The organism is Edaphobacter flagellatus (assembly GCF_025264665.1).
GTDB classification, from domain to species: Bacteria; Acidobacteriota; Terriglobia; order Terriglobales; family Acidobacteriaceae; genus Edaphobacter; species Edaphobacter flagellatus.
Genome location: NZ_CP073697.1, coordinates 2930154 through 2955091 on the forward strand (window position 1 = coordinate 2930154; position 24938 = coordinate 2955091).

17 protein-coding genes are annotated in these 24938 nt (G+C 57.0%); 8 read left to right on the forward strand and 9 right to left on the reverse strand.

Annotation, left to right across the window (positions count from 1 at the left end; all coding sequences use genetic code 11):
• The first annotated feature begins 40 nt into the window (after positions 1-40).
• From KFE13_RS12290 to KFE13_RS12305, 4 genes are all read left to right on the forward strand, one after another.
• Positions 41-2551 carry an LPS-assembly protein LptD gene (locus tag KFE13_RS12290; protein WP_260703411.1) on the forward strand — a complete coding sequence of 837 codons (2511 nt, stop codon included), beginning with the start codon at positions 41-43 and terminating at the stop codon, positions 2549-2551.
• A gap of 49 nt (positions 2552-2600) precedes the next feature.
• On the forward strand, positions 2601-3599 hold the full coding sequence (locus tag KFE13_RS12295) for a DsbA family protein (RefSeq protein ID WP_390891562.1): 999 nt from the start codon (positions 2601-2603) through the stop codon (positions 3597-3599).
• Between the two features lie 34 nt (positions 3600-3633).
• Entirely contained in the window at positions 3634-4728 is a 1095-nt protein-coding gene (locus KFE13_RS12300) for a SurA N-terminal domain-containing protein (protein WP_260703413.1), read from the forward strand.
• A 79-nt stretch (positions 4729-4807) separates the two neighbouring features.
• Positions 4808-5809, forward strand: a complete 1002-nt coding sequence (locus tag KFE13_RS12305) for a Gfo/Idh/MocA family protein (RefSeq protein ID WP_260703414.1) — start codon at positions 4808-4810, stop codon at positions 5807-5809.
• A gap of 18 nt (positions 5810-5827) precedes the next feature.
• Here KFE13_RS12305 and KFE13_RS12310 read toward each other — a convergent pair whose 3' ends face one another.
• A complete protein-coding gene (locus KFE13_RS12310; RefSeq protein ID WP_260703415.1) occupies positions 5828-6961 on the reverse strand; it encodes a DUF5715 family protein in 1134 nt (377 codons plus the stop codon).
• 161 nt (positions 6962-7122) lie between these two features.
• Between KFE13_RS12310 and KFE13_RS12315 the strand changes: the two genes are divergently transcribed.
• Positions 7123-7407: a PGPGW domain-containing protein gene (locus KFE13_RS12315; protein ID WP_260703416.1), complete on the forward strand. Its 285-nt coding sequence runs from the start codon at positions 7123-7125 to the stop codon at positions 7405-7407.
• On the opposite strand, the gene KFE13_RS12320 is transcribed toward KFE13_RS12315, so the two are convergent.
• Positions 7404-8219, reverse strand: coding sequence for a CHAD domain-containing protein (locus KFE13_RS12320; protein ID WP_260703417.1), 816 nt, complete (start codon positions 8217-8219; stop codon positions 7404-7406). The two genes, KFE13_RS12315 and KFE13_RS12320, sit on opposite strands and share 4 nt — an antisense overlap.
• 160 nt (positions 8220-8379) lie before the next feature.
• On the opposite strand from KFE13_RS12320, the gene KFE13_RS12325 reads away from it, so the two are divergent.
• Both KFE13_RS12325 and KFE13_RS12330 read left to right on the forward strand, forming a co-directional pair.
• Positions 8380-10374 (forward strand): amidohydrolase family protein, encoded by a 1995-nt coding sequence (locus KFE13_RS12325; RefSeq protein WP_260703418.1) that lies wholly within the window; start codon positions 8380-8382, stop codon positions 10372-10374.
• 61 nt (positions 10375-10435) lie between these two features.
• Positions 10436-11092, forward strand: a complete 657-nt coding sequence (locus tag KFE13_RS12330; RefSeq protein WP_260703419.1) for a hypothetical protein — start codon at positions 10436-10438, stop codon at positions 11090-11092.
• A gap of 276 nt (positions 11093-11368) precedes the next feature.
• Here the strand turns inward: KFE13_RS12330 and KFE13_RS12335 are convergent, their stop codons facing one another.
• From KFE13_RS12335 to gyrA, 6 genes are all read right to left on the reverse strand, one after another.
• The gene (locus KFE13_RS12335) at positions 11369-11839 is read right to left on the reverse strand and encodes a hypothetical protein (RefSeq protein WP_260703420.1); all 471 of its coding nucleotides are present in this window, start codon (positions 11837-11839) and stop codon (positions 11369-11371) included.
• Between the two features lie 36 nt (positions 11840-11875).
• Positions 11876-12253, reverse strand: a complete 378-nt coding sequence (locus tag KFE13_RS12340; protein WP_260703421.1) for a hypothetical protein — start codon at positions 12251-12253, stop codon at positions 11876-11878.
• A gap of 108 nt (positions 12254-12361) precedes the next feature.
• Positions 12362-12904, reverse strand: coding sequence for a hypothetical protein (locus KFE13_RS12345; protein ID WP_260703422.1), 543 nt, complete (start codon positions 12902-12904; stop codon positions 12362-12364).
• Positions 12852-13241 carry a hypothetical protein gene (locus KFE13_RS12350; protein ID WP_260703423.1) on the reverse strand — a complete coding sequence of 130 codons (390 nt, stop codon included), beginning with the start codon at positions 13239-13241 and terminating at the stop codon, positions 12852-12854. The genes KFE13_RS12345 and KFE13_RS12350 overlap by 53 nt, the downstream gene beginning before the upstream one ends.
• Positions 13195-14226 carry a hypothetical protein gene (locus tag KFE13_RS12355; RefSeq protein WP_260703424.1) on the reverse strand — a complete coding sequence of 344 codons (1032 nt, stop codon included), beginning with the start codon at positions 14224-14226 and terminating at the stop codon, positions 13195-13197. The genes KFE13_RS12350 and KFE13_RS12355 overlap by 47 nt, the downstream gene beginning before the upstream one ends.
• A 95-nt stretch (positions 14227-14321) precedes the next feature.
• Positions 14322-17222 (reverse strand): DNA gyrase subunit A, encoded by a 2901-nt coding sequence (gene gyrA / locus KFE13_RS12360; protein WP_260703425.1) that lies wholly within the window; start codon positions 17220-17222, stop codon positions 14322-14324.
• A 497-nt stretch (positions 17223-17719) separates the two neighbouring features.
• Between gyrA and KFE13_RS12365 the strand changes: the two genes are divergently transcribed.
• The gene (locus tag KFE13_RS12365) at positions 17720-21076 is read left to right on the forward strand and encodes a carboxypeptidase regulatory-like domain-containing protein (RefSeq protein WP_260703426.1); all 3357 of its coding nucleotides are present in this window, start codon (positions 17720-17722) and stop codon (positions 21074-21076) included.
• Positions 21077-21168: 92 nt separating this feature from the next.
• Here the strand turns inward: KFE13_RS12365 and KFE13_RS18615 are convergent, their stop codons facing one another.
• The gene (locus tag KFE13_RS18615; protein WP_313900644.1) at positions 21169-24822 is read right to left on the reverse strand and encodes an Ig-like domain repeat protein; all 3654 of its coding nucleotides are present in this window, start codon (positions 24820-24822) and stop codon (positions 21169-21171) included.
• Between the last annotated feature and the right edge of the window lie 116 nt (positions 24823-24938).

Here is a 24938-nt window from a genome sequence, read left to right on the forward strand (position 1 = left end):
CTGGCGCACCCTGCACATAGTTTACTTCCTGATAACTATCATGCTGCTGCTTGCAAATCATCCACAGTCGATTGCGCAGGAGTTATCTAATCAGGCACCTGCCATAGCGACATCGCAAACGCTCCCTGACGAACCCGGGGCGACGGCCATAAAGGAAACTCAACGTTATCCCGAAGCGTTGATCGTGCCTCCTGCCGATGATGGCTCGACCGTGGTGATTGAGAGCTCCGGCCCGCAGACGAAGACAGGCAGCCACTACACACTCGACCGCGACGTCGTGATCACCTATAAGGACCGCCGGGTCGAGGCCGACCACATCGACTACGACTCCGAGACCGGAGAGCTCAACGCAAATGGCCACCTGAAGATCACCGGTGGCCAGAACGATGAGATGATCTCTGCAAGCCACGGCTCGATGAATCTGAAGACGCAGACCGGGCGCTTCTTCGACGTGAAGGGATCCGTCGGCCTCAGGCCAGGGCACAGGCCCATCTACGACAACGGCCAGCCATTCCTGTTCGAGGGCAAGGTCGTCGTGAAGACCGGGCCGCAGGAGTACGACGTCTATGACGGCTCGGTAACGTCTTGCGAGCTACCGCATCCCGACTGGCAGTTGTTTGCCAGTAAGTTCAGCGTAGGCAGTGATAAAGCGACGGCCCATAACAGTATTTTCCGCGTACTCAACATTCCGCTCATCTATCTGCCTTATGTCACGCATCCGGTCGGCGGCGATCAGCGGCAGAGCGGTTTCATGATTCCCGTTGTTGGCCAGTCTTCGACCAAAGGGCTGGTCTTAGGCGAGCAGATCTATGTCGTTTTGAGCCGTAGTTCCGATATGACAGTAGGTGTGGAGTATTTCTCCAAGCGCGGCTGGTCGCAATCCGGCACCTATCGCTATCGCGGTCTGGGGCACAACTTTGCGCTTGCCCATTACAGCGGCCTGCTCGACCGCGGATTCACGAGCGGCGGACAGCTCATCAACCAGGGCGGTGAAGATGTGGTCTTCTCCGGACGCTACGATCTGAACTCCAAAACACGCTTGGTCGCCGACCTGGAGTACCTGAGCTCGTATCCCTACCGCGAGGCCTTCACCGAAAACTTCAACCAGGCGGTTTCGAGTGACATCCTCTCCATCGCTTATGCGACGCATCAATCGAACGGCTATGTGTGGGACGTTCGCTCCGACCGCTACCAGGGGCTGAAGCGCGCCGGCACGCCCACGGTCTCCGAGCAGCAGATTCGCATCTTTCACTCTCCCGCGATTGATCTGTTTACTACGGAACACAGGTTAGGCCAGACAGGTCTTCTGTGGAGCGTGGATTCCTCGGTGACTGGTTTGAAGCGCGTTCAGCCCAATTTTTCGACCACCGGCCTCACCAACCGCTTCGACCTGCGCCCCCAGCTCTTATATCCGCTCGGAGGACGGGGTTGGTTCCTGCGCCCGGCCGTGGCTGTGCGCGAAACGATCTACAGCCGCAGCCGTATCGCTTCCAATGCTTCCCCGCCGGTCGAAAGCTCCGAGGCCGTCAACCGTGCCGACGTCGAGTTTGAGGTGGAAGGCCGGGCTCCGGTGCTGGAGAGGACCTTCTCCTCGCCGTTCGTACACAAGCTCTTCGGCGCCGACCTAAAGCACACCATCGAGCCTGCGGCGACGTATCGGTATGTGACCGGCATAGATAACTTCAAGCAGATTCTGCGTTTCGACGATACCGACGTTGTCAGCAACACAAACGAGGTGCAGTACGGACTTACGCAGAGGCTGTTTTTGCGGCAGCCCGAAGATAAGCCCTGCGAGACTCCGGTCGATACCAACGCTAACGGCAGTGCGGCATGGACAGGGGCTGCGGCGCCGGGAATGATGGGCGGCGTCTCTGACAATGCAGCGTCCGATGCAGGCTATACTGCCGAGCCTGAGGTCTGTGGCAGCCGGGAGCTGATCAGCTGGCGCTTGTCCCAGAAATACTTTATCGATCAGCGCTTCGGCAACGCCATCGTTACGGGCAGGCGAAATATCTTCGACACCACGCTTGCATTCTCCGGTATCGCCTTTCTGACAGAGCCGAGAGCCATCTCGCCGCTCATCTCACGTCTGCGCTGGAAGACCTCGCAGCACTTTGAGGTCGGGTGGGACTTCGATGTGGATACGGGCGCGAAGAAGTTCACGTCCAACAATGTGCTGGTGAACTTCCGCGAGGGCAATATCTTCTCCGGCTTGAGCTACGCCCGGCTGAATGCACCGGGTCGTTTCAATACGGCGGGCTTCTCCTCTGCCGTCTCGGACTTCACCCAGTTGAGGGTTCTGTTGGGGTACGGCGGTCCTGCGCGGCGCGGCCTGGGCGTCGCGGCAAATGCGGGGCTCGACCTGAACAGCGGGCAGATTCAGTATGGAGCTTTGCAGACGCAGTACAACTGGAACTGCTGCGGTCTGAGCGTGGAGTACCGCAAATATGAGCTGGGCTCGGCGCGTAATGAGAACGCCTATCGCTTTAATTTCACCCTGGCCAATATCGGCAGTGCAGGTAATTTGCGTCGGGCCGAAAGGCTCTTCTAGGGGTGTGGGAACCCATTCTGGCGCGGACAGCGTGAGATAATGGAGTACTGTGTTGAATGCTGTCCGACTGTCCCGCCCCTTCCTGTTTGCCCTGATGCTGGCCACGGCCGGCTGCCACGCCCAGCCTCCTGCCGGAGACAAGCTCTCTCCTGAGCTTGCGCGACGGGTCGAGATCCTCATCCGGTCGAAGACGAACCTACCGCCGAGCTACGACATTGTCGTGGGACCGCGTACGCCTAGCGACGTCCCGAACTTCGATGAGATCACTGTCCTATTCTCGGCCGAGGGCAAGACGTCGAAGCCGATGACGTTTCTGTTGTCAAAGGATGGCAAGACACTGGCGCAGTTCTCGAAGTTCGATATCAGCAAAGACCCCAAGACGCTGGTGAGCGACGCAGGACGCCCAGGACGCGGTGGTCCGGCGAATGCTCCGGTGGTGATCGTTGGCTTCGACGATCTGGAGTGCCCGTACTGTGCCAAGATGCACGCCCAACTCTTTCCCGCGTTGCAGGAGCGTTACAAGGACCAGGTTCGCATCGTCTACCGCGACTTCCCGCTCAATGAGATCCATCCGTGGGCTCAGCGTGGGGCCATCGACGCCAACTGCCTGGCAGCGCAAAGCGTTCCGGGCTACTGGAACCTCGTAGACTACATCCACGCCCATGCCGGCGAGATGGGCGGTACCGAAAAGACGCTGGCCAAGGCCAACGAGACGTTGGATAAGCTGACCCGGGAAGAGGGCACAAGGCAGAAGGTCGACGCGACGGCATTAAATCAGTGCATCGAAAAGCAGGACGATACGGCGGTCAAGGCGTCTATCAGGGAAGGGGCCGAACTGGGGGTTGAGGCAACTCCGGCGCTCTATATCAATGGAGAAAAGCTGGAAGGCGCGCTCCCAATTGAGTATGTGTACCGTATGATCGACAGTGCGCTTATCGCGGCGGGCCAGACGCCTCCGCCGCCGGTTGCTCCGGCGGTTCCGGCGCAGCAGGCTACGCCGGCGGCTGGTGTATCAACCCAACCGGCCAACCGTGCTGGCAGCCAGTAACAGACAAGTCCAGGTAGATCGAGGAGAGCTTCGAGTGAGGAATGTGTTAATCGCGAGAAATGGTTCGATGATGGTGCGCCGGTTTGGCCGCGCCTCTCGCCCTGCTGCGACGCTATTGGTGGCAGCCGCACTGGCAGGTTGCAACCACGGGCATAACGCCGACGTGATGGCCACGGTAAACGGCAAGGCCATCATGAAAGCCGAGATGGATAAGGCCTATCAGGCACAGCTTGGTGATGCGCAGCAGCAACAGCAGCCCACCGCCGTGCAGGCCGACTCGCTGCGGCTGAATGTGCTGCGTCAGTTGATCGACGAGGAGATTGTCGAGCAGCGCGCTACGAAGATGAACCTGACGGCGACCAATGAAGAGGTCGATGCGAAGATCGCCGAGATGAAGGCGCCATATAGCGACGAGCAGTTCAACGAAAAGCTGAAGGCGAGCAATCACACACTGGACGATGTTAAGCACGATATTCGCCGCTCGTTGACCTTCAACAAGCTGATCTCGAAGGAGATCGATTCGAAGATCACCGTGACCGATGCGGACGTCGCCAATTACTACAACGCACACAAGTCGGAGTTCAACCTGATCGAGAACCAGTACCACCTGGCACAGATCCAGGTGACGGCGATTCCTTCGGCCCAGCCCGGTAACCTGCAGAACTCGAAGGCTACTAACCCGGCTGAGGCGCAGAAGAAGATTCAGGCTCTGAAGAACCGCCTCGACTCGGGAGAGGACTTCGGTGCATTGGCGATGAACTTCTCCGAGCGCCCTGAAACGGCATCGAGCGGCGGCGATATCGGTTTTGTTTCTGAGTCGCAGATGAAGGCCGATCCCGCAATCTTCAACGCGATCGTGAAGCTCAAACCGGGCCAGGTCACGGAGATTCTTCCCCTGCTCGATGAGCAGTCCAAGAAGCCTATGGGCTATGCGATCTACAAGCTCATCTCGCGTGAGCCGGCCGGACAGCGTGAGCTGAGCGATCCGCGCGTGCAGCAGGCCATCCGGCAGCAGCTTCGCGATGGTCGTTCGCAGCTGTTGAAGAGTGCATATCTCGAGATGCTGCGCGATCAAGCGAAGGTGGAGAACTTCTTTGCCGAGCAGATCTTCAAGAACGAAGCTCACTAAATCTGCCGCTAAACGCCGTCGAGTTACAGTGCGACTGGCATAGAACCGCATCGATCGAATTGTTTCAGGAGAGACGTGCATGAATGCGCCTGTGCGCTTTGCGATCCTCGGTTTTGGCAATCACGCCGTAAGACGTCTGCTGCCCGCATTCGCACGAACCTCACGCGTACAACTGACCGGCATGTGGCGGCGCGACCAGAGCACTGCGCAGAAGAACTGTGCCGAATACAATATCCCCCACTGCTTCAGCACGCCCGAGGAGCTTTGCAGCTCACCTGAAGTCGATGTCGTCTTCATCACATCGCCCGACGCCATGCATCACCCTGACACCCTGCTCGCCATTCGCAATGGCAAAGCTGTGCTGTGCGAGAAGCCCGTCTCGATGAGTGCTGCTGAAGCGCGCGAGATGGCGGACGCAGCGAAGGGCGCAGGTGTCCTCTACGGTGTTGCACAGAACTTCCGTTACAACCGCAGCTTGGACTGGATGCGCGAGCAGATTCACGCCGGCAAGATCGGAAAACCGCAGCTGGCTCAGTCTGAATTTTGCTACCCCGCCGATCGAGCTCCGCGGAAGTGGATCATGGACCCCACGCTTGCTGCCGGCGGCCCCATCGCCGACGTCGGTGTGCACTGCATCGACGCTTTACGCTACGTACTTGGGGAAGATCCATTGAGCGTCAGCACGCTTGCCGTCAAAGGCCATTCTCAGGACAATGTCGAAGCCATCGCTTCGCTGCAGATGGAGATGACCGGCGAAGTGCTCGCCAATGTCACCGTCGACGCACGCGCTCCGTACCGCACTTCCATCTCGATTACCGGTAGCAATGGTGTGCTTGTCGCCGAGAACGGCTTCACTGTCGATCGGCCGGTTGAGGTCATCCTGCGCCGTGCCGGTGAGGTCGTCGAAGCAGTTACGCTGGACAACAGCGACGGCTACACGCGCATGCTTGAGAGTTTCGCCGATGCTCTACGCACCGGTTCCGCTTTCGCCGCAACCGGTGAGGATGCGGTGCGCAACATGGCTGCGCTCGATGCTGCTTTCCGCAGCTGGCGCACCGGCGCCCGCGAGCGTGTTGCCTAGCGTAAATCCGGCTGGCGTTTAGTGGATTGCAGCAGCCAGAACCGCAGTCCTGTTAGAACGCTCTGCGATCTCACGCTTCGGTGCCGCAGGCAGATACTTCTTATAGACGCTGATGTGGAAGCAAGCCTGCTGGAACTCTTCTTCGACATCGATCCGACCCTGCTGCGAAAGCGGCAGCAGGTAGCCACGCAGCCACGCGATCTCAGTCATCGAGAGCCCATGCTTGGCCAGGTCGATTGCCTGTCCCGTCAGATGCGGCGAGGCTGTCTCGCCTTCTGCAGGAGCAGCATTGCCATTGGTGCGCAGCAGCCGCTGCTGGAACTCGACCGTACGCACGGCGGAATTGACCTGCAGGGAGGTGTGGAAGCGCGCATAGTGTGCCCGCGCCAGGGTTGCCAGAAATTGTGCCGTCCACGGTCGCGTATAACGCCGATTCGCCGGAAGCCGATCGTCGACGTCAAGCGCATTGCTAACGGGAATTGGAACCAACAGCCGCTGGTTCCGCATCCGCATCAGATCGTCGTCGTCCTGTACGCGCTCCAGCCCATCGCGGTCTGCAACAACATTCTGCCGCACAAGAATCTCATGCGAGCCACGCAGCGGTGGAGGAACAATCAGGCGTCCGTGCTTGTTGTACAGAGCGGGCAGAATCACCGGAGTCGTCGCTTCCTGCTCCACGCTGTCCAGCTGCGGCTTCATTGAAGCTGCAGCGCTCTTCATCACTTCTGACTTTGTACTCTCTACATTTTCCGCCGTATTGATAGGTGCGTGCGTGCTTGTGTCACGCGCACCAGCAGCCCTCAGAAAATCATCCGAAGTCGCTTTGCGACCTTTGCTGTGCTCATTCGCACGTGCAGACTGCAACATCGGAGCGGCCTTCGATCTGTTTGTGCGAGACGAACCGTGAACGCGCTCGATCGTTGGCGGTGGAACGTCGTCCGCGACCTGATGCCGCTTCCCCTTGCGCTTGCCGTGTTTCGTCGACGCAGCACCGGGTGCAGACTTCTTGCCCTTGTGGTGCTTGACCTCAGACAGAGCAGCAGCATGATGCGCAGCGGTGCGATGCACCGTGTGCGATGCGGCCAGCAGCGTCTGTCCGGAAGACAACAGCGCAAGAGCCAGGGGGGCAGAGATGAAAGTATTCAGGCGCATCAGAATTTCAAGAGGCGCGGGAACACCAGAGCATCTTCTACTCTAGGCTGCACCGCAGCACAGGGTAAGTAACGAAGAGGGTTCTGTATGTACTCTTCGATTAACGGTAAGCGATTCATTATTTTCAACGCTCCCAAACACTGAAGATGCGTCTAAACGCTATGAATGCGCCAGACACAGACCGGAGCGGCTGGATTCGCAAGGCAAGCGGATGGGCGTTGCTGCTGGCAGGCATTGCTGGTTGCATTCTCCCCGTCATTCCGGGCGTTCCTCTCCTGCTGGCCGGCCTGCTGATCCTGGCGCGCGATTACCGCTGGGCCAAAAGTATGCTGCACCGGGTTAAGCGATGGGGCGTCCGCGCCCGGCGCAAGGCGCGCGAAAAGCGTGCAGCTGCGACCCGCAAAATTCGTACTGGAGATGTTCGCAAGAGTGTGGAGGAGAGCTAAGCCGCAACGGCAGTGCTTAATCGGCGCCTGTATGCGGCAAGAGCTACGCGGCAACGGTCATCGAACGATTTTGCCAGTGGGGAGTTTTTTCTCAGCCTGTTGTGTGCAATCTCGGCCAGAATGAGCCAGTCGTGCCAGCGTCCTCCGGACTCCTGCAGTGCTTCGAACGACGCAGCCTGTTTGCGTGCCATTCTTGCGGCGCGCGGAGCATTCTCTGCCATGTAGCGCGCCAGCTTCGCCATCTTGCGTACAGTGTGCAGGTGCTCAACATTCTCGAGGCTGCCCTCCGGAGCATTCTTCTCGAACCAGCTATCTACAAGCGTGATGAGTTGTTCGGATCCGAGGCTAAGCGAGCTCGCCGAATCCAGCATCTCCACCAGGGCTTCCAACGCCTCGGCGGTTGCGGCACCATCCCGGCGAAGAAGTTTACGCAACTTGTACGCTGCATCCGTACGCTCCGTCTCAATGATCGTATGCAGCGTGGCTGCATCCTGCTGCAAAGCGCGCGAAGGTCGGGATGACAGTGTCTGAGCTACCAGGGCGAGCTGCACATCCCGATCGCGAACCTCGCCCGCAGCTCTACGAAGTTTTTTGATGAGCCGTTTAATCTCACTGCTTAGCCGGCCATTTTTCGGGGCGTTGGGGATCAGATCGAGCAGAGCAAGTTGCCCTTCGATGCGTCGGATCATGGTGCGTAGTCGATGCACATGCCTGGGCTTCGAGTCTCCAAGACAGACGATGATTGCTGCCTCCAGAGCAGTCGCATACTCGCGAAGCGCACGAATGGGACGAGCCAATGTAGTCGATGCCATAAGCAATCAACCCGGCACTGGGGCCGGGGGAAGGTGCTTCAAACTGATAGCAGTCATTGTAGCGAATGGAGCTGGGGCGAGTAATCCTTGAGCTATATATCTTTTGATAAAGAATGGCGGTGCCAATCGAGGTCTTTCGCTGGCATACTCAATGTCAACTATGAAGCGAAGTGGTGCCCTCAGTTTTCTCCTGGTAGCTGCATCTGCCGCGCTTTCAGCGCAAAGCGTGACAGAGCACGGCAAGTTCATTCTCCACAAGTTCGCCCGCACTAACGGAGAAGAGACCTATTCGATTGAGAGCAAGGACAACATACTTACGCTCAAGTCGGACTTCCTGTTTACGGACCGCGGCACAAAGGTCCCTCTAAAGACAGTCTTTACTGCAAGCAGTACGTTGGAGCCCTTGTCGCTCAAACTCGAAGGCCAGTCTTCGCGTATGTCCGCCTTGAACGACGTGATGGAATATCATCCGCAGCAGCAGCGCATCATGCTGACGCGCTCCGGCAAAACAGAAGAGCTGCCTGCGCCAACAGGAAGTTTTCTCGTCGATGGCTATTCGCCTGTGGCCATGCAGCAGATGCTCGTACGCTTCTGGCTGACTCACAACCGTCCTACGTCAATTTCTACGCCACCTGCGGGCAGCGTCACAATTACTCCTGCAGGCACGCTCGCGGTGACCATTGCAGGGAAGGAGACGAAGCTCGACAGTTATGTCATTGCAGGTCTGATCTGGGGGAGTGAGACGCTGTGGATGGACGAGCATCAGAACCTCGCTGCGCTTATCTCCACCGACGCTGAGTTTGACCACTTCGAAGCGGTTCGCGAGGAGTATGAGCCTGCGCTCGCAACCTTCATTCAAAGTGCAGCGAAAGAAAACCTTGCCGCGCTGGCAAAGCTGACTGCGAAATCAAAGCAGCCCGTCGCCAGATATCTCGTCATTCAAAACGTCACCCTGATCGACGGCACCGGCAAAGAGCCGATGAAGGATGCCACGGTCTTCATCGAGGATGGAAAAATCACAAATATCTCCACCGTTGCAAAGCTAGTGATTCCGGCTGAAGCAACTGTGATTGAGGGCACCGGCAAGTTCCTCATACCAGGGTTGTGGGACATGCACGCTCACTACGAACAGGTGGAGTGGGGCCCGATCTATCTGGCTGCCGGCGTGACGACGGCGCGCGACTGCGGTAACGAGTTCGACTTCATCACAACGGTGCGCGACACGGTCGCGGCCGGGCAGGGCATCGGACCGGAGATTCTGATCGCAGGCATTGTCGATGGCAGCGGCCCAATCTCTCTGGGCGCTGTAATCGCTGACACTCCGGAGCAGGCCGTCGAGATCGTTCGTAAGTACAAGGCTGCAGGAGCGCTACAGATCAAGATCTACTCAAGCCTCACGCCGCAGCTGGTTCTTGTGATCACTGCTGAGGCCCACAAACTTGGTATGACCGTTACCGGACACGTTCCCGAAGGCATGACGATCGAGCAGGCGGTGATGGCGGGATACGATCAGATCAACCACATTCAGTATCCGACGCGCGATCTGCTGCATATGGAGCGCGGGAAGCCGGTTCCTCCGGCGGACTTTTCGACGGCGGATGCGAAGCGTCAGATCGCGCTCTTCAAGCAGCACAATACGGTCTTCGACGATACGGTTGCGCTTTACGAGGATTTCTTTCATCCGGCTTCAGTACCGTATGCGACGTTGGAACCGGGTGTGCTGAAGGTGGCTCCGCAGCTAGTTGAAGCGCTCAGTTCGCCGGGAGTTTCCGGGGATCAGGCGGTGAAGGCCAAAGCGACTCTTGACGCGATGATGGCGACGATTCATGAGCTGCACAAGGACGGGCTGACGTTTGTTGCGGGGACGGATCAGACGATTCCTGGGTATTCGCTGCATCGTGAGCTGGAGCTGTATGTTCAGGCGGGTTTTACTCCGATGGAAGCGCTGGAGGCCGCGTCGAGCGTTCCGGCGCGCGTGATGGGACTGGAAAAGACAGTTGGGACGATTGAAAAGGGGAAGCGGGCAGATTTGGTCCTGCTCGATGCTGATCCGCTCGCGGACATCCACAATACGCGCAGGATCGTCAAAACGATATCGGCTGGTGCAATCTATGATCCTGCTCCGCTTTGGGAGTCGGTTGGATTTAAGCCTTGAGCTGTTGCTGTTCTTTCTTGTTTGCTGCCTCGAGATTGAAGCTTTAGGAGTGTGAAGGTTGATGAAGAACCGCAGCGTTTTTTGCTCCGTTGTATTGTGTGGAATTTTTGCAGGGCAGCTGCTGCTGGCGCAGACGACAGCGCATAAATCCTCGAAATCGGCGTCGAAGACCAGCTCGACGGCTTCGGCGTGGACGCCGGATGTCCAGCAGTATTTGGGGGTTTCTCAGGGCAGCTTTTCGATGGTGGGTTTGAACAAGCTGTCGAAGGCGCAGCTCGACGCGCTGGTGAATGCGGCGAAGAGCGGAGTCGCGGGCGATCCGCGAAAGCATCTTTTGACGTGCGGTGCGTCGACTCCAGCGCAGCCGGGGCGCGTTCGTTTGTGGGTGATGGTTGCGGGTGACGATCCGCAGGGTTTGCGGCTGGCTGAGATTCGGACGGCGCTGCGCGGGTTGAGCGGCGTCGATCTGGTGGATTCGGCGGCGAATGCGGATCGCTCGCTGCATGTTGTGATTCAGGAGCAGACGCTGGGAAAAAGAACGATCGGTTATACGGCTTCGTATATGACTGGAACGCCTTGCAAGGATGAGTGGAAGAAGGAAGATGCGGAGCTAAAAGGGCAGCTTGGAACGTACACCGATCCGAAGGGCGCGGATCTGGCTCGCGATCTGGCGGGAATGATGGATCAGGATCTGCAGGCGGCGAGGGCAGGGCGGTAGGCGGACCCCCTCCCCCCTCCTGTGTTTGGCTAAATCGCTTGTTTTGTTTAGTTTATGCGATTTGCACAGGGTAAAATACTGATTCTACGGCAGTTAAGCCTAAAAATATTGAATCGATTGGAGTTATGGGTGAGCTCAAGTGCAGGTCCGGGGACCTGTCCTTGAGCTTGTTTTAAGTATAGCGAGTGGAGAGAAACTCATCGGCAACTTTTTCGACGTCGATGTCTCCTGTTATGTGTGACTTGCGAAAACGGGGGGCTTGACAGAATTCCGGCGCTATTTCGCGGCTTCGGGAGCCTCGGTGCCGACCTGCCGGACGGCCTGGTCGACGACGGCGAAGAGGAGCTGGTCGTGGTCGGCTTTAGTCTTGGCCTTGATGATCTCACCTGCCTTCCTGCCAGCGGCTTCGTCTTCAGGCAGGGTGAGGTTGCGGTTTTTGGCGGAGATGACGGCGAGGTCTTGAACGATGTCGAAGAAGGTATCCTCGCTCTTTCCGGCGAGCTGCCAGCACTGGGAGACGGTGCAGGTGAGGATCTGCTGCGTGGTCCAGGGGTGCTTCTCCGGCGCCTCGCCGGGGGCCGGGGTGATGGAGACGGGTGAGGTGGCCGCGGTGGCGGGTGCCGGTTTTGCGGCTTCCGGCGCGGGTTTGGGAGCGGTGTCGCAGCCGATGGCGATCAGAGCTGCTGCGGCGAGGGCCAGGGCTGTGAGGCGGGGGGCGATGAGCTTCCGATTCGGTTGCATGGTCATGGCGATTTCGAGGTCCCTTTCTGGGGAAGGTTTTGATTAGCGGCGATAGGGGCGGTTATAGCGGTTGTTGTCGCGCTTGCTCTGGGCAACGCCTCCGACAACTGCGCCGATGCCAGCGCCTGCGGCTCCGCCGATGATGGTTCCCTTGAGTCCGCCGCCGAAGACGGCACCGAGGACGGCTCCGCCTGCTCCGCCGATGAGGGCACCTTTGCCGGGGCCGATGCCGCCCTGATTCTGGCGATAGCGGTCGTCGTTGTAGTGGCGGTCGCGGTCGTTATAGTAGTTGCCGCCGCGGCCTCCCTGACGGACGCCGTTGTTCCAGCGGTCGTTGCGGTACTGAGCGCTGGCGGGAAGGATGGTGGTGAGGAGGAGAGGGGCGATGAGTAAGGACTTGTGAAGCCTATTCAGCATCATTGTTTGTTTGATGCGGAATTTGGGGAGGGTGGTGAGGCTCCTGCCGAAGAGGGTATGTGAATGGATTTGGCGTCTGGATGTGGCAACCCATTAAACTTCTCGCTGCATTCAATTGCGCAGTATCGTGGGAACGTAATAGTAAACAAGCAAAAATACTGCAAACGCTCCGCTGGCTTTGACGCTCGTCTTGTTGAGAAAGCTATTCTCTTTAATCGCTCCTTGAACCGTTAGCATTCCTGGAAGAAATGCTACAAAGCCAGCAGAGGCGAGAGCAATAATCGTACGCAGAACATTCATTTGCCATGGTGTAGGACTAGGGACGATCAAGCTTAAAACGATGATCAGGATTAGCAGTCCAAATGACACCCAAAAATATCTAAGTTCACGTGAATGTTCTCGATTTGCCACAGAATATTTTCCCTCGACTCGCGCAATTCCAATCGAATGAGCTTGAAAATAAAGGTATTCGCAAGGCTCTCGAAGGTCTATAGGTAATTTCGAAAGCTTTTCGCGCACAAATTCAAATTCAGCAGCCCCCGTTAGTGCTCTTCGGGCAACTTCGGACCGAATAGCGGCAATGCGCTCTCGAAGAGATTGCTCAATGTTCTGCAGGGGTGTGCTCCCATCGTTGATCTTCAGTATGGGGCGCAAAGAGTATCTGTATATCCGAAGGAGTTACTTCGAAGGTGTCATCAGAACGGCGGTCATAAACTTCTAAAGGAACATTGGCAATTGAGTCATAGTCGCCAATACCACCACCTCGTCGAGAATTCACTCGCACCACTCGATCGATCGTTTTTTGCTTTACGAGTTCGGAGAGAACAATCGCTAGTCGTTCCGCTGATACAGGGCGCACTCGATCTAATAGCAGCGAGAACGTGTAATAGTCGTCCTTGGCTGCTTTTCGAAAGATATTGATGACCCTTGTCGCTAGCTTAGGATCAATGCTTTCGATTCGCTTTTTTGATTTGCTCCAAAACATATTCATAATCCGCGGCGTCACATTGGCCTGTCAGCGCGAATTCATTTACCGCTCCTGCGAAGAAGGTATGTAGCTCAGTCGAAGGAAGTGAGTTCTCAACCTTTGGTTTCCAATAAATTGAAGCTTCCTCGCAATAACCATCATTCCGCTTCATATATGCTGCTGTTCCTTCTACGGCACCCTCGTCGTCGTAAAGGTCTTGCTGTTCATGTCCCGTAGAAATGGTCATTCCGCCACCTTTTCGATTCATGAATTTTCCGTTGCCGAATCGAACTCTCCCACGAAGTTCAGAGGGTTTTTTTGCGAAATACATTTTTGCAGTCAAGACGGGTACTGACTGAAGTTGAAGTTTTTGAACAAGAGGAATGCACATTTCTATCAATGTGTCCGCTTCTTGCGCATAGTCGATAACCCTTCTATGACTTTGAATGCGAACCTCTACAGACCCATCCTCCAGCACTCGCATGATGTTCACTGCCCGCTGCCGATAATTTTCGTAAACGAGCGTTTCATAGTTGCCCTCGGTTTTCCGACTCAGAAGGCGACGATAAACCCTTCCATCCACACTTTTGATGACAAGTTCGCGTTGCCGATTCCCTTTGTAAATTCGGACATCAACCAAAATCTGGCCGTTTGGTAGATCTACAATCTTCGGATTTTCAAAGAGGGCGACAAGGTCATACTTATTCAGTGCTGCCTTCACACGCTCCTCGTTCATTAGTTGCTGCGCGACATGTTGGGGAAGCTTGTAAAGGAGTATGTGCTGTTGACCATGTTCCTCGACGTTTCTTAACAACTTTACGATGTCATTACGATCCAGGTGCCCAGCTTTAAGAGCAGGTCGTATGCGATTGTTTATTAAAGCTTCCCACGATCCGGCGGAGCTAGCCAGATCGTTATACCTCAGATATTTAGAAACAACCGAGATACTTGTATTTTCTCGAAGAAGTTTTAGGGCGATGTCCAACTCTGCAGCACTGATCTTGCTCATGCGTACCGTCGCTTTGACGCACCGCATTAGGGGCGGGCGGGAATAGCAACACAATATCAGCGACTTAGCTCGGTTTCCCGACTATTTTCAATTTTTTATTGCAGCAGCGTAGGCTCTGGTTCAGCCTTTGCTTCCTCGGGTGGGATGACTACGGCGGCGGCTACCTTGTCGTCGGTGTCGAGGTCGAGGAGTTTGACTCCTGAGGTGGAGCGGCCTGCGGCGCGGATGGACTTGGTGTCGATGCGGATGATCTTGCCGAACTGGCTGATGACCATCAGCTCGCTGGTCTCGTCGACGAGGTTGATGCTGGAGACCTTGCCGATCTTGGGCGTGGTCTTCATGTTGATGACGCCGGAGCCGCCGCGGTTGGTGAGGCGGTACTCCTCGACGTTGGTGCGCTTGCCGAATCCGTTCTCGGAGACGGAGAGGATGAGGCAGGGGCTGAGGCCGAGTTTTTCGTCGAGCTGGTCGCGGCTCTCGTAGGCGTCGTCGCGCTTGGTGCGGGCGGCCTTGACCTTGTCGGTCTCCTCGCCGTTGGCGGCTTCGCGGGCCTTCTGGAGGGCGTCGGAGGTGGAGGCGATTTCGGCGCGGACTTTGGCGAGCTCTTTGGTGAGGTTCTTTTCGGCGGCGAGCTCGTCGCGGCGCTTGTCGCGGTACTCGGCGGAGGGAGTGACGGCGGCGCCGATGACGTAGTCGTCCTTCTTGAGGGTGATGCCCTTGTTGCCGGCGGCGTTGCGGCCCATGGGGCGGAGTCCGCCGGGCTTGTCGGAGTTTGCGTCGTAGAACTCGGAGAAGCGGACGGCCATGCCCTCGCGGGTGGCGAGGAGGACGACGTCGTCTCCGCCGGTGACGCGGGCGGCGATGAGCTCGTCGTCTTTGTCGATGTTGATGGCGATGATGCCGCGAGCCATGACGTTGGAGAAGTCGGGCAGCGGGGTCTTCTTAACGGTGCCGTTGCGGGTGGCGAAGAAGATGTACTTGCCTTCTTCGGTGAGGTCGCGGATGCCGAGGATGGTGACGACTTTTTCGCCGGGCTGGAGGGCGATGAGCGAGGCCATGGCCTTGCCCTTGCCGGCGGCGCCGACGTCGGGGATCTCGTAGATTTTGAGCCAGTAGACGCGGCCGGTGTTGGTGAAGCAGAGCAGGTAGGCGTGGGTGGAGTCGACGATGAGCTGGGCGACGAAGTCCTCTTCGCGGGTCTTCATGCCGAGGCGGCCGGTTCCTCCGCGACGCTGCTGGCGGTAGGTGGAGATAGGCGTGCGCTTGAGATAGCCGGTGTTGGAGATGGTGACGGCGACCTGCTCGTCGGCGATGAGGTCTTCGAGCTGGATCTCGGTGGTTTCGTCGATGATCTGGGTGCGGCGTGCGTCGCCGTACTTGTCGCGGACTTCTTCGAGCTCCTTGACGATGACGCGGCGGAGCTTCTTCTCGGAGGCGAGGATGGACTCGAGCTCGGCGATGTTGTCGCGGACCTGCTTGAGCTCGTTGACGAGCTCGTCGATGGAGAGCTGGGTGAGGCGGTAGAGCTGCAGCTCGAGGATAGCGTCGACCTGGCGGTAGCTGAGGATGAGTGTGCCGGTCTGCGAGAAGGTCATGTCGACCGAATATTTGGAAGGGTCGAGTTTGACGCCAGCCAGTTCGGTGCCGCGGAGGTTGATGCGCTTATTGGAGAAGTAGCTGAAGAGGTTTTCGCGGGCTTCGGCGCGCGAGCTCGACTGACGAATGATCTTGATGACGTTGTCGAGGTGGTCAAGCGCGATCTGGTAGCCGAGCAGGATGTGTTCGCGATCGCGGGCCTTGCCGAGGAGGAAGGCGGTGCGGCGGCGAACGACTTCGATGCGGTGCTCGATGAAGGCGCGAATAGCGTGGTCGAGCGGGAGGACCTTGGGCTGGCCGTTGTGTACGGCGAGGAAGATCATGGAGAAGCTCTCCTGCATCGGCGTGTGCTTGAAGAGCTGGTTGAGGACGATCTGGGATTCGGCGCCGCGCTTGAGCTCGATGACGATGCGCATGCCGTCGCGGTCAGATTCGTCGCGGACGTCGGAGATGTCGTCGATGACCTTTTCGTTGGCGAGCTCGGCGATGCGCTTGATGAGGTTCGACTTGTTGACCTGGTAGGGGATCTCGGTGACGACGATGGCCTGGCGTCCGCCGGAGATGTTCTCAGTGCCGACCTTGGCGCGCATGATGAAACGTCCGCGGCCGGTGTTGTAGGTCTGGGCGATGCCGGCGCGCCCGTAGAGGTAGCCGCCGGTGGGGAAGTCGGGACCCTTTACGTGCTCGAGGACGAGCTGGATGTCGGGGCGGATGTCGGACTTCTCCTTGTTAATCAAAGAGATGGTGGCGTTGATGACCTCGGTGAGGTTGTGCGGCGGGATGTTGGTCGCCATGCCGACGGCGATTCCGCCACCACCATTAATGATGAGGTTGGGAATGCGTGCGGGGAGAACGGTGGGCTCGAGGGTCGATTCGTCGTAGTTGGGGGTGAAGTCGACGGTGTCGGAGTCGATGTCGGCGAGCATCTCACCGGCGATGCGGGTGAGGCGCGACTCGGTGTAACGCATGGCGGCCGGTGGGTCGCCGTCGATGGAGCCGAAGTTGCCCTGGCCGTCTACGAGGGTGTAGCGGAGGGAGAAGTCCTGCGCTAGGCGGACCATGGTGTCGTAGATAGCGGAGTCGCCGTGGGGGTGATAGTTGCCCATGACGTGGCCGACGACCTTGGCGGACTTGGTGTACTTCTTGTTGTACTGGAGGCCCATCTCCTGCATGCCGTAGAGGATGCGGCGATGCACGGGCTTGAGTCCGTCGCGGACGTCGGGCAGGGCGCGACCGATGATGACGGACATGGAGTAGTCGAGATACGACCGTCGCATCTCGTCTTCAATATTGATAGGGAGCAGGAATGCCGCGCCGGGGCCCTTAACCGTGCTGTCTGAGCCATTTGGGTTGTCTGCGTTAGGACCGAGCGGGAGCTGAGGGTTCTGATCGTCTGCCATGAGTTTACTTCTCTATTATAGAGGGTTTTGCAGGCTCAGGCGGAGAGCGTTTCTGCCTGGCGGGTTCCTTAGATGAGTCTCGGATAGCAGGCTCGCGTCAGGTAGAAGATCTGAATTCAGGAGCCCAAGACCAGACCGGATTCCAATAAAGGTGATGTAAGAAATAGCTGTGATAGAAAATTTGGAAACGAGCGCAACTATTTTTTGAATTACGGGTATAAAGCCACCCAAGCATATGAATAGAAATGAGTTACACGGGATGGTACGGTTTTTGGTAGAAGGAGTTCCGTAAAAAATAGAAAAAGCCATAGATCGCCTGGAAACTCAGCTGCCCCAAAAGTTGTAACTAACACGTAACAAATGTCCTTTTTATAAATGTGACGAATTGCAGTATTTGGCATGTTAAATGCAATTAGTCGAGGTGAACCGCTAATCAGTGACGAAGCGGACTTCTTGACCACATTGTGGCGCTTCATTCTGCGGGCACGGGAGCTTTGATGAAAAAGATATTTGGATTGCTATTGGTGCTGCTGTCAGTCTCAGGGCTTACTCTGGCACAGACGAACATCTCTGGAGATGTTGCGGGAACGGTCACGGACGCAACGGGTGCTGTGGTTTCAGGAGCAACAGTTACAGTAACCAGTATTGAAAAGGGATCCGTCAATACGGTGACCACGAATGCGGGTGGCCAGTATCGTGTGTCACTGCTTTCGCCAGGCAAATATACAGTTGACGTGACAGCGCCAAACTTTACCAAGGTGCAGCAGAAGATAACGGTTTCGGCAGGCACGGTCTCGGCGGTTGACGTCAAGCTTACCCTGGGCAGCCAGACCACGACTGTCGAAGTGACTGCAGATGCGCAGTTGTTGCATACGGAAGATGCGCAGCTGACGACGAACTTTTCGTACGAGCAGGTGCAGAGCCTTCCTAATCCAGGCAACGATTTAACCTTTGTGGCTCAGACGGCCCCCGGTTCGACGATGAACACACAGGGCGGCTACGGCAATTTTTCGAGCTTTGGTCTTCCTGCGACGTCGAACACCTTTACAGTGAACGGCGGTTATGAGAACGATCCGTTTTTGAATACTAACAACTCTGGCGCGACCAACCTGCTGTTGGGCAACAACAATATTGAAACGGTAACAGTGGTTTCGCCAGCCTTTGACGCAAGCTTCGGTGGCCTTGCTGGTGCTCAGGTAGCCGAGATTTCACGCTCAGGTTCGAATGCGGTTCATGGCAATCTGATGTACCAGTGGAACGGCAGCGTTATGAATGCGAACGACTGGTTCAACAACAACACCGGCACCAAGAAGCCGCGCAGCAATGCCAACGCGTGGGCGGCAGCGATTGGTGGCCCCATCAAGCGTGACAAAGCATTTTGGTTTATCGATACGGAAGGACTACGGGTCATTATCCCAGTTCGCGCAACGATCGTGGCTCCCAGCGCAGCATGGCAAAATTTTATTCTCTCGGCAACGCCTCAGACAGATACTTGCTTGGATCCTGTAAATGACATTGGCAATGCGACGATGCCATGCTTTGGGCAATATGGCAATCTGGCTGCAAACGGTAATCTCAGCCAAGCTTCGTTGTATAAGACGATCTTCGGCTACTACAACAATGCGCCTGGCGCATCGAACTCCGTCGCTCTCAAGGATCCTCGTTTTGTGCAGTTCAATGGACAGAGTACGAATTTCGCGCAGGAGTGGATTCTTGCTGCACGTGTAGATCTGAATCTCACGAGCAAGGACAAACTTTTCGTCCATTACAAGCAGGACAAGGGTGTTCAGCCTACGAACACGAACCTGCTTAGCCCGCTCTTCAACGCCAACAGCCCACAGCCTTCCTATGAAGGACAAGCTAACTGGACACGCAGCATCTCGCCGACTATCAGTAATCAGTTCGTTCTGGTGGGTAGCTACTATCGTGCGATCTTTACGAATACCAATCAGACCCAGGCGTCAGCCAGTGTCCCGTTTGTTCTGGCGCCCGCAGGCACGGGTTGGGGCGCCAATACGTTGGGTACTACCAACGTTGGAGGCTTAAACTATGACTGGCCGCAGGGTCGTAATGTCACGGGTTATCAGGTTATTGATAATCTCTCCATAACGAAGGGCAAGCATGCGATCTCTCTGGGATACTCTCTGCGCCGCGATCTGGTGACGGACTATACACCCTCGATTCGTCAGGTAGGTGAGTCGTTTATCTATGACAACGGCGATTTTGCTGCAGGTTACACCGATCTTTGGTCGCAGCGTTTCCCGCAGCGGAAGACGCAACCATTGGCTGTATACGCGATGGGCGCTTATCTGCAGGACCAGTGGAAGCCTCTGAGTAACCTAACACTTACGGCAGGTATTCGTCTGGAGCACAACTCCAATCCGATCTGCCATACCAACTGCTTCTCGACACTGTCGTCGGCGTTCTCGGCGCTGCCGACCTCGACTTCAACACCGTATAACCAACTCTTTGCGAGTGGACGTTATCGCGCTTTCTTAAAACAGCAGAACGTTGGTGTCAATCCTCGCTTTGGTTTTGCGTATCTGCCTAACCCGAAGACGACGATCCGTGGCGGCTTCGGTATGTTCACGGAGGCCTTCCCAGCCCAGATCGCCAGCGATATCGATACGAACGCTCCCAGTGTGGCGCGGTTCACGATCTATGGTGCGGCATATGGCAATCCATACACCCTAAGTCCTTCGGATCCTGCGAGTGCTGGAGTTGCAGCTGCGACGTCAGCCAAAGCTTTCCAGTCGGCGTATGCATCAGGTGGAAGCTATAAGACGATCCTTGCGGCGACTGGTGGCACCTTCACACGTCCTGCTTTCCAGTCCACGCAGCCAAAGGTCTACCTGCCCACGGTTGAGGAGTGGAGTCTAGCAGTGGAGCGCCAGATCGATTCGAAGACGGTAGTTTCAGCTACCTATGTTGGCAACCATGGCTACCATGGAGCAGTCCTAAACGGTGGTTTGAATGCGTTTGCTGCAGGCTTTTCAGGATTGCCGAGCGCGCGTCCGAATGGGTCGCTAGGAACAGTGACGTACTACACCAGCAACAACCAGTCGAACTATAACGGTGTCGTGCTGTCAGCAAATCGTCGCTCCGGTTGGTTGACAGTGGGGCTCAATTATCAATACAGTCACGCATTTGACTTGGTCTCCAACGGTGGTTTCGATGCGTTCGGAGTAAACCCCGTCGGTCAACAGGACCCCTACAATGTAAGTCGCAATTATGGCAGTGCGGATTACAACGTCAAGCACTACATTTCGGGCCAGTACATCGTGGATATTCCTGCGACACGCGGGCCGAAGATTCTGGTTGGTGGCTGGCAGGTTGCCGGGACGGTTTTCCATAATAGCGGACTTCCGTTCTCAGTAACCGATGGCAACACAGTTCCTAGCGGTTACAATGGAACGTTGTTTGCCAATCAGTTGGACAACAACTTTTCGCATGTCTGTGGTGGAGCATCCCACGCAGGTGTGAACGGAACTCCATGCGCCTTTGGTGCGACCGACTCAACAGGGCAGAACCTGATCCACTTTGCTTCTGCAAGCGGGTTTGGCCAGCAACGTCGGAATACGTTCGTCGGACCGGCTTACACGGATACCGACATGACCATCACTAAGAGCTTCAATGTGCCTTTCCGCGAGGCGAAGCTCAAGGTGGGAGCGCAGTTTTTCAACCTCTTCAACCACCCGAACTTTGCGCTTCCGACATTTGACGCTGCAGCAGGCGCAGGCACGACGGGTCTGATTCAGAGCACAGTGAGTACACCGACCTCGATCCTTGGATCGTTCCTTGGTGGCGATGCTTCACCGCGTCTGATTCAGCTGGTTGGAAAATTCAACTTCTAACCCTTTCCTCAAGGTTTGAGGGACGGCGGAGAGCAATTGCTCTCCGCCGTTTTGTTTTGTAGTTCTGTTCCATGGATCGGCGAAGTTCGCCGTTACTTGGTGACGGTTATCTGGATTGACGTGGAGTGGCTGAGTCCTGAAGTGGCTCCGGCGGCGGTGACCTGGATGGTGTAGATGCCGGGAGCGGTGGAGGCAGGGTAGAGTCCGTCGCAGCCGGTGAGGGATAAGGTGGCTGCGACGATGGCTCCGATCAGCAGGAGAAGGTGTGGGAGGGGTCGGCGGCGTCGGGAGAGGAGGGGCAGGGCGAGGAATCCTGTGGGCAGCAGGAAGCCGAAGGCAATGGGGTTGAGCGGGTGAGCTCCTGGGCGTGGTTGCGGAGATAGGCTGGAGCGGAAGCCGTGGACGTCGTCGGTATCGACGATGAGGTTCGCGGTGGCTGTGCCGTTGGGCAGAAGCTGCAGGCTGGCTGGGTCGAAGGTGCAGGAGGCGTGCGGTGGGAGGTTGGCGCAGGCGAGGGAGATTTTGTCGGCGAAGGCTCCGATGCTGGTGAGCGTGACGCGCGTGGCGAGATGGTGCTCCGTCTGGATGGTCATGGTGGGGTTGGAGACGGCGAGGGCGAAGTCCTGCGGGGTGACGGTGACGGTGACCGGGGCTGAGACAGAGGGCAGGAAGTTGGAGTTTCCTGCAAAGGCTGCAGTGATGATATGGGTGCCGGCGGTGAGCGTATTCGTGCTGGCGGTGACCGTAGCGGTGTTACTCAAGGGCTTTGTGTTTAGAGGCGCAGTGCTAAGCAAAGCCGTGCCATCGTAGAAGTTTATGATGTTGCCGATGAGGTCAGCGCTGGCCGGTGCGGCGATGACGGCTGTCAGAGTGAGGGTCTTGTTTTGGACCACTGGATTCGGCGACGCTGTGAGGCTGGTCGTGGTGGCGGCTGGAACGACAATCTGCTGGACTGGTGCCGAATTGCTGGGCGCAAATACTGTGCTGCCGTTGAATGAGGCGGTGAAGGTGTACGTCCCTACCGGCAAGACAAACGGGTAGGTCGCGAGGCCATTGTTGACAGGCACGGTAACGACGGAAGGAAGGTTTGCCGGAAGGGCGTTCGCGGTAAATGTAACGGTGCAGTTGCACCCCGGAGCGTTGGAGGGGCTGCTCGAAAGCGGCGAGACCTGCGCCGTCATGGTGAAGATCTGGAACGCGACTGATGGAGTGGGGGAGATCGTGAGAGCTGTCGTGGAGGGGAGAAAGCGGATGGTTTCGGAGACGTTGAACGAGGTGCTGGAGGCGAATGTGGTGTCGCCGTTGTAGACGGCATGGAGAAGGTGGTTGCCTCCGGCAAGCGAGGACGTGGTGTAGGTGGCGTGGCCTGCGCTGTCGACCGGAGCGGAAGAGAGAGCGGTGCTGCCGTCATAAAAAGTGACGCTGCCGGTAAACGCAGGTGTGGTGACGGCGGAGGAGACGGTGGCGTTCAGGGTAACGGGTTGCAGTGCGTCTGTTGGGTTGGGTGAGGCGGCGAGCGCTGTGGTGGTGGGTACCCCGAGGATGACCTGGTTGAGCGTGGCCGTCGATGCGTAGGCGTTGGCGCTGCTGAGCACCGCGCTGATGTTGTGTGTACCGATCGCCAGGGTGCTGGTCGTAAAGGTCGCAGTCGCAGTGGAATTGGGTTGTGCGGTGATGGCCTGCGATCCGAGCAGGGTTGTGCCGTTGTTGTCGTAGAAGGTGATGGTTCCGGGAGCGGAGGTTGTCGCGCTGCCGTTGAAGGTGACGGTGTCGGTGAAGGTGACGGACTGGCCGATGGTGGCGGGATTCAGCGAAGAGGTGAGGGTGCTGGGAGTGGTGTAGCCGTTGGCGATCACCTGATTGAGAAAAGCATTCGCGGCGGCGTGCGCTGTGTCTCCGGCATAGCTGGCGTTGAGGTAGTGGGTTCCAAGCGTGAAGGCGCTCGTCGTGAACGTTGCGACTCCATTGCTGTTGGGCGTCAGTGTCGTCAGTGTTGTCTGGCCGTCCGTCAGAGTGATCGGGGACAGGACAATATTGTCGGGCGATGTCGCCGTGATGGTGAGAGTAACGGGCTGGTTGAGCAGGGCTGGATTGGCGGATGAAGTGAGTTTGAGTGTTGGAATGTACTTGTCGATCAGGACGTAGAACTTGACCGAGACTGCGGCGGTAAAGCTGCTCTCCCCTGCGTAGGTTGCAAGAAAGGCATGGGCACCTGGTACGAGTCCTTGCACAGCAAAGGTGACTGTTCCAGTTGTGTCGATGAGGCCAGCGCCAATCCGTGTGTCATCTTCAAAGAAAGTGACTGGACCGGTGGGTGTTCCATTGGCAGAGGTGAGCTTTGCGGTGAGCGTAAGAGAACCACCACCGTAGGTTTCATAGGTGGATGGTGTGAGCGTGAGAAGCGTTGGGTTCGCGTTCTGCTGGCCTGCGAATTCGTATGCTCCCATGTCGACGATGGGATAGCCCTTTCCTGTGGAATCCGCGAGACGAGGATTTTTGTCGAAGTCTTTCGAGGGTAGAAGGGGCGAGCTGTTGTTGCCGGCGTCGATGGTTGGCGAGCCCTGAAGGACGTGGTAATCGCCAGATGCTGGGCTAGCGAAGAGTGGAGCGGCGGAGATATTGCCGTAGCTGCCCGACTGGTCGGGGCAGGCTCCGCCATAAGCTGGACCTTGCGAGTTGTAGATGTCGTTGTGGTCGAAGACGAGTGGAGTGAGGCTGAGATAGTTGTAAGCAGTACCGCAGACCATGGCAGGTCCGGAGTTGGCTCCATTGATGATGTTGTTGACGACCACATATTGCGCTAGATTGCCTTCGAGATAAACCTGCGAAACGGTCGCGCTCGGGGAGCTCTGCGATGAGAAGTTCCCTGTAATGGTGTTGTTAACAATGAAGGCGAGAAAGGGGCCAAGACTTTGCCCTGGGGGCAGGAGCTTGATTCCTGCACCACCCTGCAATGCAGGAGCGGCTGAAGAGTTACCGTAAATCAGGTTCTCGATGATTGAGACGGCGTCTGAGTTATATAGAGTGATACCGCCTGATTCGTAGTTGGAAACGTTGTTGTTGTTGCGGATGATATTGCCTTGGATCGTCGTGTTATCGGCGGCCCAGATCTCAATTCCGCCGCCGACGCGATTGGACTCGATGGTGTTTCCGATCACTACAGGGTAGAGGTTGGGTTGTATGAAGTAGCGTCCGCCAAGCAAAACCCCTACGACTCCGACCACACCACAGCTTTGTCCTGGCAAGTTGCCGCTTGTTGTGTTGCTGATCACGTTGCCCTGAATCAGAGGAGCGGCGAATTCGACGTCGATGCCGCTGCAGACGTTCGATGTGATGATGTTGTTGAGAACTGTTGGCGCAGAGCTTCCGATGAGAACTCCTGCCGTGCTGCCGGCCCCCACAGAGAAGCTGCCGTTACGCAGGGTGAAGTTCGAGATGATGCTGGAGCGAAGCTCTTTATTCGTGAACTTAACCACAGAGCCGCCATTGCTGCCATCAATGATGGTCTTCGCTGCTCCATCGGAGCTGGTGACGGTGATGGCTTTGCCTTTGAAGTCGATGTTCTCGTAATAGGTCCCGGGTGCAACGAGGACGGTGTCGCCGTTCGAGGCGACGTCGATGCCGGCCTGAATCGTCGGCTGGTCGGCGGGTACCCGGATCGTGGTGGCGCGCGCGTAGCCTATGGTGAGAAAGAGAACGAGGCAGAGGAGCTTAATGGCAGAGGAGCAGAGCTTAGAGGATTGCATGCGTACTCGTTGAGGGGGATTCGGTGCTCACCTTATCACGAGGTGTCGCTCGGAAGCGATGATCTTTTTGGGGCATGTCGCCGTGGGGCGAGGATGGATGATTAGTCGAAAAGCGG